This window comes from Ruegeria sp. CDSB114 (assembly GCF_059611025.1).
In genome coordinates this window covers 439742-455000 of the sequence record NZ_JBXWOT010000001.1, presented here as the reverse complement: position 1 = coordinate 455000, position 15259 = coordinate 439742, and the positions used below count along the sequence as shown (strand labels likewise).

General features: G+C 57.6%; 12 protein-coding genes. 9 read left to right on the top strand and 3 right to left on the bottom strand.

Annotated features, from left to right (window positions below):
• Positions 1–113 precede the first annotated feature (113 nt).
• Together AC2FIP_RS02280 and AC2FIP_RS02275 are read left to right on the top strand one after the other, a co-directional pair.
• On the top strand, positions 114–1940 hold the full coding sequence (locus AC2FIP_RS02280; protein ID WP_496785033.1) for an extracellular solute-binding protein: 1827 nt from the start codon (positions 114–116) through the stop codon (positions 1938–1940).
• A gap of 561 nt (positions 1941–2501) precedes the next feature.
• Positions 2502–2738, top strand: coding sequence for a hypothetical protein (locus AC2FIP_RS02275; RefSeq protein WP_142633552.1), 237 nt, complete (start codon positions 2502–2504; stop codon positions 2736–2738).
• Here the strand turns inward: AC2FIP_RS02275 and AC2FIP_RS02270 are convergent.
• On the bottom strand, positions 2727–3350 hold the full coding sequence (locus AC2FIP_RS02270; RefSeq protein ID WP_142633550.1) for a helix-turn-helix domain-containing protein: 624 nt from the start codon (positions 3348–3350) through the stop codon (positions 2727–2729). The two genes, AC2FIP_RS02275 and AC2FIP_RS02270, sit on opposite strands and share 12 nt — an antisense overlap.
• 65 nt (positions 3351–3415) lie before the next feature.
• Here AC2FIP_RS02270 and AC2FIP_RS02265 point away from each other — a divergent pair, with 65 nt between their 5' ends.
• The 5 genes from AC2FIP_RS02265 to AC2FIP_RS02245 all read left to right on the top strand — a co-directional run bounded on the left by AC2FIP_RS02265 (position 3416) and on the right by AC2FIP_RS02245 (position 9257).
• A complete protein-coding gene (locus tag AC2FIP_RS02265; protein WP_496785031.1) occupies positions 3416–4933 on the top strand; it encodes a class I adenylate-forming enzyme family protein in 1518 nt (505 codons plus the stop codon).
• The gene (locus AC2FIP_RS02260; RefSeq protein ID WP_496785030.1) at positions 4930–5589 is read left to right on the top strand and encodes a DsbA family oxidoreductase; all 660 of its coding nucleotides are present in this window, start codon (positions 4930–4932) and stop codon (positions 5587–5589) included. Before AC2FIP_RS02265 ends, AC2FIP_RS02260 begins: the two co-directional genes overlap by 4 nt.
• A 75-nt stretch (positions 5590–5664) precedes the next feature.
• Complete coding sequence (locus tag AC2FIP_RS02255; RefSeq protein ID WP_142633545.1) at positions 5665–6873, top strand: multidrug effflux MFS transporter; 1209 nt, start codon at positions 5665–5667, stop codon at positions 6871–6873.
• 57 nt (positions 6874–6930) lie between these two features.
• Positions 6931–8595 (top strand): hypothetical protein, encoded by a 1665-nt coding sequence (locus AC2FIP_RS02250; protein ID WP_496785029.1) that lies wholly within the window; start codon positions 6931–6933, stop codon positions 8593–8595.
• Positions 8592–9257 carry an SH3 domain-containing protein gene (locus tag AC2FIP_RS02245; RefSeq protein WP_496785027.1) on the top strand — a complete coding sequence of 222 codons (666 nt, stop codon included), beginning with the start codon at positions 8592–8594 and terminating at the stop codon, positions 9255–9257. The genes AC2FIP_RS02250 and AC2FIP_RS02245 overlap by 4 nt, the downstream gene beginning before the upstream one ends.
• On the opposite strand, the gene mfd is transcribed toward AC2FIP_RS02245, so the two are convergent.
• Complete coding sequence (gene mfd, locus AC2FIP_RS02240; protein WP_496785026.1) at positions 9254–12709, bottom strand: transcription-repair coupling factor; 3456 nt, start codon at positions 12707–12709, stop codon at positions 9254–9256. The genes AC2FIP_RS02245 and mfd overlap by 4 nt on opposite strands.
• 18 nt (positions 12710–12727) lie before the next feature.
• Entirely contained in the window at positions 12728–13255 is a 528-nt protein-coding gene (locus tag AC2FIP_RS02235; protein ID WP_496785025.1) for a component of SufBCD complex, read from the bottom strand.
• Positions 13256–13374: 119 nt separating this feature from the next.
• On the opposite strand from AC2FIP_RS02235, the gene hemB reads away from it, so the two are divergent.
• The gene (hemB, locus tag AC2FIP_RS02230) at positions 13375–14373 is read left to right on the top strand and encodes a porphobilinogen synthase (RefSeq protein ID WP_496785024.1); all 999 of its coding nucleotides are present in this window, start codon (positions 13375–13377) and stop codon (positions 14371–14373) included.
• Between the two features lie 141 nt (positions 14374–14514).
• The gene (locus AC2FIP_RS02225; RefSeq protein ID WP_142633534.1) at positions 14515–15090 is read left to right on the top strand and encodes a lipid-binding SYLF domain-containing protein; all 576 of its coding nucleotides are present in this window, start codon (positions 14515–14517) and stop codon (positions 15088–15090) included.
• Positions 15091–15259 lie beyond the last annotated feature (169 nt).

The following is a 15259-nucleotide window of genomic DNA, read 5'->3' as shown; positions in this document are numbered from 1 at the left end:
CGCCCTTTATAAGCAATTCCACGCCTTCGTCCAAGCTAAAAGTTTGATAATATGAAAAATCATGGCTACGGTGAATCCCAACAAAATAAGGCCAGAGCAGGATTGTTTCCAAAATGAGCCCCGATTTTCTTCGCCCCGTTCGCCCTATGATCGCGGGAATCGTTAGTGTTTTTGCCGTTGCAGCAGCCCATGCAGAATCGACCCATGGCATAGCTATGTATGGCGACCCTGCCCTACCACCGGATTTTGTGTCGCTACCCTATGTCAACGCTGATGCACCCAAAGGCGGCAAAGTCGTATTTGGAAATACCGGCGGCTATAACAGTCTTAACCCGTTTGTGCAAAAAGGCACGTCACCCTGGCAGTTGCGATTTTGGACCCATGAAAGCCTGATGGGGCGTTCCTGGGACGAACCTTTCACTCTTTACGGGTTGTTAGCCGAATCAGTTGAGACGGCTCCAGACCGATCCTGGGTCGAATTTACCCTGCGAGAGAATGCCCGATTCTCGGATGGATCACCGGTCTCTGTCGAGGATGTCATATGGTCATATGAGACTTTGGGAACCGAAGGGCATCTGAGATATCGCGGCCTTTGGGGAAAGATCGACAGTATCGAACAAACCGGACCGCGTTCCGTCCGCATCACGTTTAACGACCCCGACCGCGAGCTTGCGCTGATCGCCGGGATGCGTCCGATCCTTCAGAAGGCACAGTGGGAGGGTAAAGACTTTGCCGACGCGCCGCTGCAAGACATCCCTCTGGGGTCTGGACCGTATGTCATCGACGGGTACGAAGCCGGACGGTATGTGAACCTGCGTCGCAATCCGGATTACTGGGGCGCTGACATTCCGTTTCGGCGCGGCACCATGAATCTGGATGAGATGCGGATCGAGTTCTACGGGGATGGCACAGTCGCATTCGAGGCCTTCAAAGCAGGCGAGCTCTCAGCCGTGCGCGAGTTTAACGCCGATAAGTGGAACAACCAGTATGACTTCCCCGCGGTACTGCGCGGCGATGTGGTGAAAACCGAAATCCCGCATCGCAAGCCTTCGGGCATGACCGGATTTGTCATGAATACGCGCAAGCCGCCCTTCGATGATTGGCGCGTGCGCGAGGCTCTGACTCTGGCTTTCAATTTCGAATTCATCAACGACACCGTCACCGGAAGCGCGCAACCGCGGATAACCTCGTATTTCTCGGGCTCGGATCTGGCGATGCAGCCCGGTACTGCGACCGGTCAGGTGGCTGAACTGCTGCAACCGTACGCCGATACACTGTTGCCCGGTACGCTGGAAGGTTACGAGCTTCCGAAAGGTGACGGTTCGGAACGCAACAGGGCCAATCTGCGCAAGGCAACCAAGCTTCTGCAAGAGGCTGGCTGGACAGTTCAGGATGGCGTGTTGCGAAACGCAGATGGCGAAGCGTTCACAGTTGACATGGTCATCAGCCAGGGCAGCCTCAACGTTGTCCAGAATGTCGGAACGATCGCCGAAATCTATGCGCGTACGCTTGAACGGCTTGGCATCGAGCTTACAGTCGAAAAAATCGACGACGCACAATACACCTCTCGGATGGATGCCCATGATTTTGACATGACCCCATTTCGCCGGGCTCTTTCCCTGTCGCCGGGTAACGAACAGCGCCTGTATTGGGGCAGTGAAAATGCTGACACGGCAGGAACACGTAACCTGATGGGGGTTCAGTCGCCAGCAGTGGACGGTTTGATCGATACGATGCTGGCCTCTGAAAGCCACGAAGATTTCGTGTCTGCGACCCGCGCGCTGGATCGCGTTCTAACCGCTGGCCGGTATGTCATCCCGATCTGGAGCTTTGACGTCGGCCGGATTGCACATGCGCGTGAGCTGAAACAGCCGGAAACCCTGCCCATATACGGTGACGGGCCGGAATACATGCCGCAGGTCTGGTGGTACGAGGAATAGCGCCTCAAAAGAGGCGGCCCTGTCCTTTCCTAATTGCTAACTGTCCGTGCCAATCTCGTTCCAGAGGATCGCAACCGCTGCAGATGTGATGCAATAAGACCCGTTCGGCGTTTGCTGTGTGGGTCTCATACCCTTCGGCGGATTCTGGCACAGACCCGCAGTACCACGACATGCAGGTAAATGCTGTAGGCATTCCGCTATAAATTGATGCGATCCCTAGTTTCAGACAAATTTGAAAAATTTCAACAAGGGGCTTTACGTAACGGGTTCGAAAGATATAGCCTGCGACTAGTACAAATGTATCCAATTTGAATTACGCTAAACATTACCGACACATAGCTGTGTTACAACATCAGGAACAGTATTTTCGGACCAGCCTCCACTCACTCAAAACTATTTGGTCCGTAGGCCCGTCTCAGATTTCCTGTGGCGGGCCTAACTGATTTAAACTTCGCACGCTCAAGGTGCGACATTTTGCCATAGCCCTACCTGCAAACACCATTCGTACCCTGAATTCAGGGCCGAGCAGATCTGTAGCCAGACAAACAGAAAGCCCAATAGATGTTTAAGTGGAACGATCTGACGCAAGATTGGAATGAAATGTACGCCCGTGCAAAACGGCGGTTTCCCAATTTGCGCGACCGAGACATGGATGCGGTCGGGCGCGACCGTGCGCAATTCGAGGCTTATCTGGCCGAACGTCATCATCTGACGGTAAACGAAGCACATGAAGAGCTTGAGGATTTCCTGTTCACCGAAGCGCTAACCCGTGAAGTCACCAAACATCTAGGTAAGTGACGTCACCCACAGGATCATCGCGTCTTCTTCACTGACCGAAACGACATTATGCCCCATGCTGCCGTCGTAATAGGCGCTGTCACCGCGGCGCATTTCGACGGGTTCGTAGAACTCGGTATACAGGCGAACAACACCCGTCAGCACGTACAGGAATTCTTCGCCATCGTGGCGGACCCACCCGTCAAACTCATCCATTGACCGGGCACGTACACGGGCGCGATAGGGCAGCATCTGCTTTTTCGTAAGCGTTTCAGCTAGCAGTTCGTGCTCGTATGTTGTGGTTGCGTGGCTGGTGCCTTGCCCCATCCGGGTCACAGCCATACGCCCGATCACCTGCTCGCGCTGTGGCGGCGTGAACAGCTGCGGAACAGAGATTTCCAGCCCGATCGCCAGCTTCTTCAGCGCATCATATGTAGGCGACATCTGCCCGTTTTCGATTTTGCTGAGCGTTGAACGCGCCAATCCCGCCTGATTGGCCGCTTGTTCCAAAGTCCAGTTGCGCGCCTTGCGCAATTCACGCACACGGACGCCAAGGTCCAGCGGTTCAACCTCTGTATGCTCGCCCGAGTTTCGGGCAATTCGGATCAGAGATGTCTGCTCTTTGGTTCTCATGCGCCACTCTATAGGGCCAGCCTGTCCCGCTTGCAACGCAGCAGTTGCCGCGTTAGCCAGACGCCATGCTTTCCCTGTTCGATCAAGGCCCGCCCAAGGCCTGCCCCACCCCTTTCAATCTGGCCGCGCATGTGTTGCGTCAAGCAGATCGCAATGGCGACAAGATTGCCTTGTCGGTACTTGGCGCAACGTCGGCGCAGAACTGGAGCTTTGCTGCGTTGAAACGCGCGATCCTTGCAACCGGTACAGGTCTGCTGCGGGCCGGTCTGAAACCGGGCGATCTGGTCTTGATGCGTTTGGGGAACACGGTTGATTTCCCAATAACCTATCTGGGTGCAATCGCGGTCGGCATTGTACCCGTGCCGACATCGTCACAGCTGACACAGCCGGAAACGGCAAAGATCATCCAAGATCTGAAGCCCGCCGCCATATTGCGCGATCCCGATATCGCCAGCGCGGATCACCCGAACCAAATATCTTTGAGCCAACTGCGCGAGATGCGCGATCTACCTCTGGCCGAGTTTCGGATGGGCGACCCCGAAGACATGGCTTATGTGGTCTATACGTCTGGCACCTCGGGCAAGCCACGGGCCGTTGCACATGCCCATCGTGCAATTTGGGCGCGGCAGATGATGGTGGATGGGTGGTACGGCCTGCAGGAAACGGATCGATTGTGCCATGCAGGTGCGTTCAACTGGACCTATACGTTGGGGACAGGACTGATGGATCCCTGGACCATTGGCGCGACAGCGCTGATACCGGAACCCGGCACCGATCTGTCGACCCTACCCGATATGCTGCGCAATCACGGTGCCACGATATTTGCTGCAGCTCCGGGCGTGTTTCGGAAAATTTTGAACGAAGCAAACGATCTGCACCTTCCCGATCTGAGGCACGGTCTTTGCGCTGGTGAAAAACTCTCACGGCATCTGCACCAGAAATGGACACGGATCACCGGGCGCGAGTTGTATGAAGCTTTTGGAATGTCCGAATGCTCGACCTTCATCTCTTCAAGCCCAGCCTATCCGGCACGTGGCGATGCACTGGGGCAACCACAACCGGGGCGGCGTGTGGCAATTCTGGGTCCAGACGGGCCGGTTCCACAGGGGAAAGAAGGGACCATCGCCATCCACCGATCAGACCCCGGCCTAATGCTGACCTATCTCAACGCGCCGGACGAAGCGCTGGCCAGGATGCAAGGCGAGTGGTTTCTGACCGGCGATCAGGGTGCAATGGCAGTTGATGGTCAGATCACCTATCTTGGCCGAGACGATGATATGATGAATGCAGGCGGCTACCGGGTCTCACCGATCGAGGTCGAGGCCACATTGTCCCGATATCCCGGCATCACGCAGGTCGGCGCGGCCACCGTTGAGGTCAAGCAGGACAGTTTTGTCATAGTGGCATTCTATACCGGGCCGGAAAAGCTGGACGAGGACGCCCTGCGCGCCTATGTCGAGACAAATCTGGCGCGCTATAAGCAACCGCGCGCCTTTATCCATCTGCCTCAGCTGCCAACTGGCGGCAATGGCAAACTTTTGCGCCGGGCGCTGCCGGCCTATTTCAAGGCGACCAATACATGACCCAGACCGTCAAGCTCGACATCATGTCTGACCCGATCTGCCCCTGGTGCTATATTGGCAAGACTCATCTGGACAAGGCGTTGGCTGCAACTCCGGACCATCCATTCATCATTGAATGGCACCCCTTTCAGCTGAACCCCGATATGCCGGTCGAAGGCATGGATCGGCGCGAATACTTGGAGCGCAAATTCGGCGGCAAAGACGGAGCCATCCGTGCGTATGCCCCGGTGGTCGAGCATGCCGAAAACGCAGGGTTGGGCATCGACTTTGAGGGGATGAAGCGTACCCCGAACACGCTGGACGCTCATCGGCTGATCCACTGGGCCGGGATCGAAAACAAGCAGAACGCTATAGTTGATGCCCTGTTTCAGGCCTATTTTGTACAGGGTCGCGATATCGGCGACCACGAGGTTCTGGCGGATATTGCCGACAGTCAGGGGATGGACGCCGCCGTCGTCATGAAGCTGCTGAAATCCAACGCCGACCGCACAGACATCAGCAACCGTGACGCGCATTCCCGGCAGATGGGTGTGACGTCGGTACCGACTTTTATCGTTGCCAACCAACATGCTGTCCCCGGCGCGCAACCACCGGAAATGTGGGAACGCGTGATCGGTGAAATCATGTCTCAAATCGAGGCTTCCCCTGCAAAATAGCACAGCCTCCTGTGCATTCTGACCACTGGCCGTGCCCAATCCGCTGTGATAGCGCGAACGGGTCAGGAGAGCCCCATGAGTAATCGCATGCCGCGCGGAGAATTTGTCGCTTTGATCGCAATGATGTTTGCGACAATCGCGTTTTCTATCGACTCGATGCTGCCCGCCCTGCCGCAGATCAGCGCGCAACTCAGCCCAGGTGATGCAAACAAGGCGCAGTTGATCCTGACCTCATTTGTGCTGGGCATGGGGATCGGCACCTTTTTCACCGGCCCTCTGTCGGATGCATTCGGGCGCAAGCCGGTAATTTACGTCGGCTCTGCGCTGTATATCCTGTCTGCCGCAGTTGCCTGGGCCACCTCCTCGCTTGAGATGCTGTTGATTGCGCGCATCTTTCAAGGCATCGGCAGCGCGGCCCCACGCGTGGTGGCCATGGCCATTATCCGTGACCTCTATTCCGGCCGTGAGATGGCCCGCATCGTCTCGATTGCCATGATGATCTTTACGCTGGTTCCCGCCATCGCGCCCATGATGGGTGCCGGGGTGATCGCTCTGGCCGGGTGGCGTGGCATCTTCGCTTCGTTCATGTTGTTCTCTTTGATCACCATCACGTGGATGGGCCTGCGTCTGAGCGAACCTCTGGCACCCGAAAATCGCCGTCCTCTGCGCCTGCCGCTCATGATTGATGCCGCGCGGCAGATGTTTGCACACCCGACTGTGCGGGTTTCGATCATGGTGCAAACGCTTTGCCTTGGGATGCTGTTCACCATGCTGACGATGGTACAACCTGTTTATGACATCATCTACGACAGAGCAGACAGTTTCCCATTCTGGTTTGGTTTCGTTGCTCTGATGGCTGGCTCGGCCAGTTTGTTGAACGCGACTTTGGTCATCCGATTGGGGATGCGCCGGATTGTAACCTGGACTTTGGGCGCACAGATCATCTTTACGTGTTTTGTCATGGTAATGAATGGTCTGGACCTTTCTGATGGCGCCTCATTTGCGCTTTTTGTCAGTTGGCAGACTGCCGTGTTCTTCATGGCCGGTATGACGATGGGCAACCTAAATGCCATCGCGATGGAGCCGATGGGCCATATTGCGGGCATGGCAGCGTCAGTCATAGGCGCGGTATCAACCGTTCTGGCCGCTGCAGTGGCAGCCCCCTTGGGACAGTTGTTTGACGGATCGATCCTGCCCTTGGCAATAGGTGTCCTGACCATGTGCACGATGGGGTTCGGCCTGATGCTGTATATGGGCCGGATAGAAGACAGATTGCCCGCCTGATCTGTGCAGAGCGCGTGAAACACGTTATCCTCCCCTTGTTTCGAGGGGAGATTTTCAATGAGCGACTACTACGATCTGGGCACCCATTCCTGTCCGGTAAGCACCTCTTCGCCCGATGCGCAACAGTGGTTCGACCGGGGGCTGGTCTGGACCTATGGCTATAACCACGAAGAGGCCGTCGTCTGTTTTCAGCGCGCGCTAGAGCATGACCCGAACTGCGCCATGGCCCATTGGGGCGTCGCCTATGCGGCGGGGCCGAATTACAACATGCCTTGGGACCTGCACGATGACGCGGGCCGGCAAAAGGCGCTGGCGCTGGCCTATGATGCGACGCAGCTGGCCATGTCTCTTGCGGGCGAATGTACGCCGGTTGAACAAGCGTTGATCCGCGCGCTTCCCGCCCGCTATCCCCAGCGCGAAGCCATTGACGACATGCACAACTGGGATCACGATTTTGCCGATGCCATGCGTGCAGCGTTTGCATCGCAGCCCGCTCATCTGGACCTGCGCACGATCTATGTCGAAGCGCTTTTGAATCTCACCCCCTGGCAAATGTGGGATTTGACGACCGGCCAGCCCGCCGAAGGGGCCGCCACGGTCGAGGCGCAAAAAGCGCTGGAGGAGGCGATGGTTGATGATCAAGCAGCGATGTCTCATCCCGGGTTACTGCATCTTTATGTCCACCTGATGGAGATGTCTCCGACCCCGGAAAAAGCGCTGAAAGCGGGGGATGTTCTGCGGACGCTGGTTCCCGATGCGGGCCATTTGGTGCATATGCCCACCCATATCGATGTGCTGTGCGGCCATTACCAGAACGTCGTCCACTGGAACCAAAAAGCCGTTGAGGCCGACCTGAAATATTACGAACGCGAAGGCGCGTTCAACATCTACACCGGCTACCGCCAGCACAATTATCATTTTGTCATATATGGCGCCCTATTTCTGGGACAGATGGAACCTGCTCTGCGGGCCAATCAGGGATTGTGGGACACCACCCCCGAAGAGATGCTGCGCATAGAAAGCCCGCCCATGGCGGATTTCTTCGAAAGTTACATGTCGATGGGGCCGCATATCCTCATCCGGTTTGGCCGTTGGGAAGAGGCAATGGCGCTTGAGCTGCCCTCGGACCCCGATCTGTACTGCACTCTCACGGCAACCACGCATTATGCCCGGGCCATTGCTTTTGCCGCCACTGGGCAGGTCAGCGAAGCCGAAGCCGAAGAGCAGTTGTTCCTCGCTGCCAAGGCCCGCGTGCCAGAAACGCGATTGCTGCACAATAACAGCGTGATCGACCTGCTGGACATTGCCCGCGAAATGCTGCGTGGCGAAATCGAGTATCGCATGGAAAACTACGATGCGGCCTACGCCCATCTGCGCCGCTCGGTCGAACTGGACGACACTTTGCCCTATGACGAGCCATGGGGATGGATGCAGCCCACTCGTCACGCGTTGGGTGCATTGCTGTTCGAACAAGGGCATACAGCCGAAGCCGAGGCCATATACCGCGAGGATTTGGGGTTGGGCGGTACGCTCAGCCGTGCCTCTGTCCATCCTGACAATGTCTGGAGCCTCAAGGGCCTGCATGACTGCCTGAAGGCGCGCGGTGAGACGGTTGAGATCGTGCAGATCAGGCAACGGCTGGATTTGGCTCTGGCTCGTGCGGACCGGGCTGTTGGCGCGTCCTGTTTCTGTGCTCAAGCCGCGATGAGGGCCGCCGAATGAGATACGCCCTGCTGTTTGCTTTGCTCTGCAGCCCGGCGCTGGCGGATCGACAATCCTTTCCGCCCGTCGACGAGGCCGAGCGGGATGCAACTCTTACAGAATTCCGCAGCGAGTTGCTGAACATGGTAGCCGCGCGCGATGTCGACGGCGTGCTGTCCGTTGCATGCCCGGACATTTACCTGAGCCACGGCGGCGATGGCGGCCCGGACGAGCTGCGCGAATATCTTACCCCAGGCCCGGCAGCGTCCGATCAAGATGATGACGGGGGCAAGGACGTTGAAACCTTTTGGTCCGATCTGGAAAACACCCTGACACAGCCTGGCTATTTCAACGAAGACGGCGAGTTCTGGATGCCCCACCAATGGCAGCTCACCCTACCCGCTTCGCTGGATCCGGCGTTGGCCTATTTTGTGACCGCTCAGGATGTAACTCTGCGCAACGCACCAAATCGAGGCGCGGCCATACTCGACCTCATCAGCTATGAGGTCGTCATCATCCGCGACGTCTCGTCCATCGTGCAATACCAGAGGGTTCTGCTGACTGATGGGGGTCAGGGCTATATGCACAGCGATTTCCTGTGGCCTATGACTGGTTATCGGGCGGCATTGGCAAAATCTGAAACTGGCGAATGGCAGTTGTGCACCTTTGTCAGCGGTGACTAGGCTTTGGCCTTTTTCTTTTCGGCCACAAGTTTTTCCGCCAGATCGCGGGCGATGGCAAAGGCCCCCTTGATCTTGTCGCTGTCCTTCTTCCAATCGCGGCGCACGACGATCTTGTTATCCTTGACCTTGGCCAACCCGCGCTGGTTCTGGATGAACTCGACCAGCCCCTGAGGCGAGGCGAATTTGTCGTTGTGAAACTGGATCGTCGCGCCTTTGGGCCCGCCATCTAGCTTGGCAATCCCTGCCCGTTTGCACATCGCCTTGATGCGCACGACCAGCATCAGGGTGTTGACCTCTTTCGGCAGCGTGCCAAAGCGGTCGATCAATTCAGCGGCGAAGCCTTCCAATTCCACCTTGGTCGACAGCGACGACAAACGGCGATACAGGCCCAGGCGGACATCCAGATCGGGCACATAATCCTCGGGGATCAGGACCGGGACGCCAAGATTGATCTGCGGCGCCCATTGGTCATCTGCATCCGACAGGCCTTCCATCTCACCGGCCTTGATCTTGGCAATCGCCTCTTCCAGCATCGACTGGTAGAGTTCATAGCCCACATCGCGCATTTGGCCCGACTGTTCCTCGCCCAACAGGTTACCCGCCCCTCGAATATCAAGGTCCTGAGACGCCAACGTGAACCCCGCCCCCAACGTGTCGAGCGAGCCCAGAACGCGCAGCCGTTTTTCGGCCGTGGCGGTCAGGCGGGCACGCGGCTTTGTGGTCAGATAGGCATAGGCGCGGGTTTTCGACCGCCCGACCCTGCCGCGGATCTGATAGAGCTGCGCCAGGCCGAACATATCCGCCCGGTGCACAACCATCGTATTTGCTGTCGGGATATCCAGCCCGCTTTCCACAATCGTGGTGGCCAGCAAAACATCGTATTTGCCGTCGTAGAACGCATTCATCCGATCGTCGAGTTCCCCCGCCGCCATCTGCCCATGCGCCACCATATAAGTCAGCTCGGGCAGTTGCTCTTTCAGGAATTCCTCAATCTCGGGTAGGTCCGAGATGCGCGGCACGACATAGAAACTCTGCCCACCACGGTAATGTTCACGCAGCAGGGCTTCGCGGATCGTGACCGCGTCGAACTCACTGACATAGGTGCGGATCGCCAGCCGGTCGATGGGAGGTGTGCCGATGATCGACAGGTCACGCACGCCGGTCAGGGACAGTTGCAGCGTTCGTGGAATCGGCGTCGCGGTCAGGGTCAGGACGTGGATATCGCTACGCAGCTGTTTCAGACGCTCCTTGTGGCCAACACCGAAATGCTGTTCCTCGTCGATGATCAGCAGACCCAGATTGTTGAACCGTATCGCTTTTGCCAGCAAGGCATGGGTGCCGATTACAATATCCACCGTGCCGCGCGCCAACCCATCACGGGTCTGTTGCGCCTCTTTGGCCGAGATGAAGCGGGACAGCTGCCGCACCTCAAGCGGGAAGCCCCGGAAGCGATCCTTGAAGCTGGCCGCGTGCTGACGCGCCAACAGCGTTGTCGGTGCTATCACCGCCACTTGCACGCCCGACATTGCGGCAACGAAAGCGGCACGCATTGCGACCTCGGTCTTGCCAAAGCCCACGTCGCCACAAATCAGACGATCCATCGGCGCGCCGGAATGCATGTCTTCCATGACCTCACCGATTGCGCGCAGCTGATCGTCAGTTTCCTGATAGGGAAAGCGCGCACTGAACTCCTCCCACGCGTGCGGAGGCGGGTCCATGATCGGGGCCTTGCGCAAGGCCCGTTCGGCAGCGATGCGGATCAGCTTATCCGCCATCTCGCGAATGCGCTCTTTCAGCTTGGCCTTTTTGGCCTGCCACGCGCCGCCGCCCAATCTGTCCAGCAGACCCTCATCATGACCGTATCGCGACAGCAGTTCGATATTTTCGACTGGCAGGTACAGTTTGGATTGTTCTGCGTATTCCAGCAGCAGACATTCATGGGCGGCACCGGCCGCCGTCACGACCTCCATCCCCAGATAACGCCCGATGCCATGATCCACATGGACCACCAAATCACCCGGGCTAAGGGATTGGGTTTCGGTCAGGAAATTCTCGGCCTTGCGGCGCCTTTTGGGCTGCCGGATCAGCCGGTCGCCCAACACATCCTGTTCGGCGATCACGGTCAGGTCGGGTGTTTCGAACCCGTGCTCCAGCGCCCAGACGGCCAGATGCAGCCCGCGTTTGCCGATGCGCGTACCGTCGGGCACTGGGATCGCCTCGGCAAGGCCTTCATCCTCGATCAGCCCAGTCAGACGTTCGCGGGCCCCTTCGGAATAAGAGGCAATCAGAACCGGCCCCTTGGCCATTTTGTCGGTGATATGGCTGGCCAGTGCTCCGAACAAGCTGATGCTTTCCTGCTGCCGCTCGGGCGCGAAATTCCGTCCAATCCGTCCACCTGCGTCAATCACCCCGGGCCCAAGGGCCTGAGGCAATGCATTGAATTGCAGAACGCGCCTATCGCCGACAGCTTGTTCCCAAGCAGTGTCATCCAGATACAGCAGGCCCGGTGGTGTCGGTTTATACACCGTGTCCATGCGCGACCGGTTCTCCAGTGCGAGCCGCCGCGTTTCGTACTGATCCGCAATGGTTTCCCAACGTGCCAAACGAGCAGGCGTGACCTGATCATCCAGCGAGATTGTGGCACCAGGCAGATAATCAAACAGCGTTTCAAGCTTTTCGTGAAAGAACGGCAACCAATGCTCGATGCCTTGATGCTTGCGGCCTGCGCTGACGGCCTCGTACAGGGGATCATCGGTGCCCGCCGCCCCAAACTCGATGCGATAATTTTGCCGAAACCGGGTGATGGCGGCGTCATCTAGAATGACCTCGGACACTGGTGCCAGCTCCACAACAGCCAGCTTTTCGGTCGTACGTTGCGACACCGGATCAAACCGACGTGCTCCATCCAGAACATCCCCGAACAGGTCCAGCCGCACCGGCCCGGATTCGCCGGGCGGGAAAATGTCGATGATACCCCCTCGAACGGCATAATCGCCAGGCTCCAACACGGTCGGGCTTTGCGTGAACCCCATGCGCACAAGGAAATTCCGCAGCGCGGTTTCATCAATGCGGTGATCGACACGGGCGGTAAACGCCGCCTCTCGCAGCACCGCACGGGCGGGCACGCGTTGGGTTGCGGCGTTCAGAGTTGTCAGCAGCACATATTGCTGCGGCATCTGGTGCACAAGTGCGGCAAGGGTGGCCACACGCGCTGCCGAGATATCGGCATTGGGCGATACCCGATCATATGGCAGACAATCCCAGCCTGGGAACACAAATACCGGCATGTCAGGCGCAAAAAAGGCAAGCGCCGCGCGCATCGCCTCAAGCCGTTTGTCATCACGCGCGACATGGCACACCGGCCCGCCCGAGCGCGCCAGCTCATTCAGGACAAGCTGCGCGTCAAACCCTTCGGGGGCGCCGCCAACGATTACTTGGTTCGGACCCGTCATCGCCAAGCCTTTCTGATTTTACCAACCCGGGACGCCGATGGAAAAATTCTGGTACATGCCCCAAAGCGAAGTGATCAAGATCGAAATCATACCAACTATCTGGGTATAGATCCGGCAGCGCGTAAGAATCTTGGTAATATACTCCAGACTGGGTGTTTCCCGGCGCAGTTTCCGTGCGGCTGATACATTGATCAGCACGACAAGACAAACCGGAAACAGCAACAAAAACACGGCCTGAGCAAATTCGAGCCCGTAGTAAAACCCCAAAGTGGCAAGGCCCGTGAACAAAAAGCAGCTGAATGCCAAAATGGCCAGGCCGGATACCTCAAGGATATAAAGCAAGCGGTTTCCGTTGATGCGGACGATGTCCATCAGATCCTGTTCCGATTGCCCACCTACCCGTCTTGCGCGCACAACAAGGTCATACGGCACGCCCATGGCCCAGTGGCTGGCGGATGACCACAACACCGCAAGCCCGATCCAATACCAGAGATTCGAAAAGCTGCGCATGTCGATGAGTTCAAAAATCGAAGAGTATAAGTCCACGCGTCAGCCCTTAATTTCCGTCTTCAGGGACCTTCTTCGCAAAGACGCGTCCATCGTTACCCTTGAGACTACACGGAATTCATGCCACCCAATGCTGGAATTTACAAGGAGAGCGCGTCATGAAACCGACCATTGCCCCCTATCCTCTGGCCCGTTTTCGTCGAACACGCCAATCACAGGCGGTGCGGGCGCTGGTCCGCGAGAATACACTGACCACCGATGATCTGATCTGGCCGGTTTTCGTCCGAGACGGCGAAGGTATTGAAGAGCCTGTCCCCTCGATGCCTGGTGTCATGCGCCGCTCGGTCGATCTGATCGCACAGGCTGCGGTCGAGGCGCAGGCCCTGGGTATCCCGGCAATCTGCATCTTTCCCTACACCGACGCCTCCCTAAAGACCGAAGATTGCGCCGAAGCGTGGAACCCCGATAACCTGTCCAACCGAGCCATTCGCGCCATCAAGAAAGCAGCACCCAATATCGCGGTGATGACGGACGTGGCGCTGGACCCATACAATATCAACGGCCATGACGGTTATGTGGTCGATGGTGAGATCATAAACGATCAAACGATCGAGGCGCTGGTAAAGATGACGCTGGCGCAAGCAGATGCGGGCGCCGACATCATCGGACCGTCAGATATGATGGATGGCCGGATCGGTGAAATGCGGCGCGCCTTGGAAGGCGCAGACCATCACAACGTGATGATCCTCAGCTATGCGGCCAAATATGCGAGTGCGTTCTACGGACCGTTCCGAGATGCAGTGGGCGCCTCGGGCGCGCTGACCGGGGACAAGAAGACCTATCAGATGGACCCCGGAAACTCGGACGAGGCGCTGCGCATGATCGAGCGTGACCTGACCGAAGGCGCGGACATGGTCATGATCAAACCCGGCATGCCCTATCTGGATATTTGCCGCCGGGTGAAGGACACGTTCGGTGCGCCAACCTATGCCTATCAGGTCTCGGGCGAATACGCGATGATGCAGGCTGCGGCTCAGAACGGCTGGATCGACGGAGAGAAGGTCATGCTCGAAAGTCTGCTGGCGTTCAAACGCGCGGGCTGCGACGGGATCCTGTCCTATTTCGCGCCTCAGGCCGCCCGGATCCTGCAGGGCTAATCCCCCGCGTTTCCGCGATTTTTCGCCGACTATCTTTGGCCACCGGGCAGCTTTCCCGTGACACGAGGCGACAATCGGCGTATTCTTGCGGACAAGATCGGGAGCACCCGACAATCAGGCATTTATACAGAGATAAAAAACATGAGCAGTTCCAAACCTACTCGATTGAGCCGTCGTGGCTTTGCTTTTGGCATGGCCGGTCTGTCAGTGACCGCCGCTTGCGGCAATGGCGTCGGCAGTTCCAACGCAGCGACGATTGACGCCCGTGTGGATGCGACATTGAACCAGATGTACGCCACCTACCCCAACACGCTCGAAATCGCGAACAAGGCCAACGGCATGCTGGTCATGCCTCTGATAACCGATGCCGGACTAATCGTCTTTGGCGGTGCCTACGGCACAGGCGCGCTACGCATTCAGGGCGCGACAGTTGATTACTATTCCGCAATTTCGGGAACCGCCGGCCTGCAAATCGGTGCCCAGCAATATGCGCATGTCCTGTTCTTCATGACACAGGACGCGTTGAACGATTTCCGCCGTTCCAGCGGATGGACCGCCGGGGCCGAAGTCGGCTACGTGGTCGATGCGACGGGCGACTCTCTGTCGACCGACACCACCACCCTGCGTTCGCCGGTTTTGGCGGCGGTCTTCGGACAGGCAGGGCTAAAGTTCGGCGCGACGGTCGAAGGCACGAAATACACCCGCATCATTCCCTGATACCGGACTACCCTCCCCCTTCAAGACACCCCGCTTTCGGCATCAGGCTCGAGGCGGGGTTTTTCATTCAAACCGCGGTAAACACGCATGTTCTCATGCGGTTCCTCTTTCGATCCGTGCGGCCATCCTCTAGTGTCTGCGCAATCATAGAGTGAACGGAAATGTGACC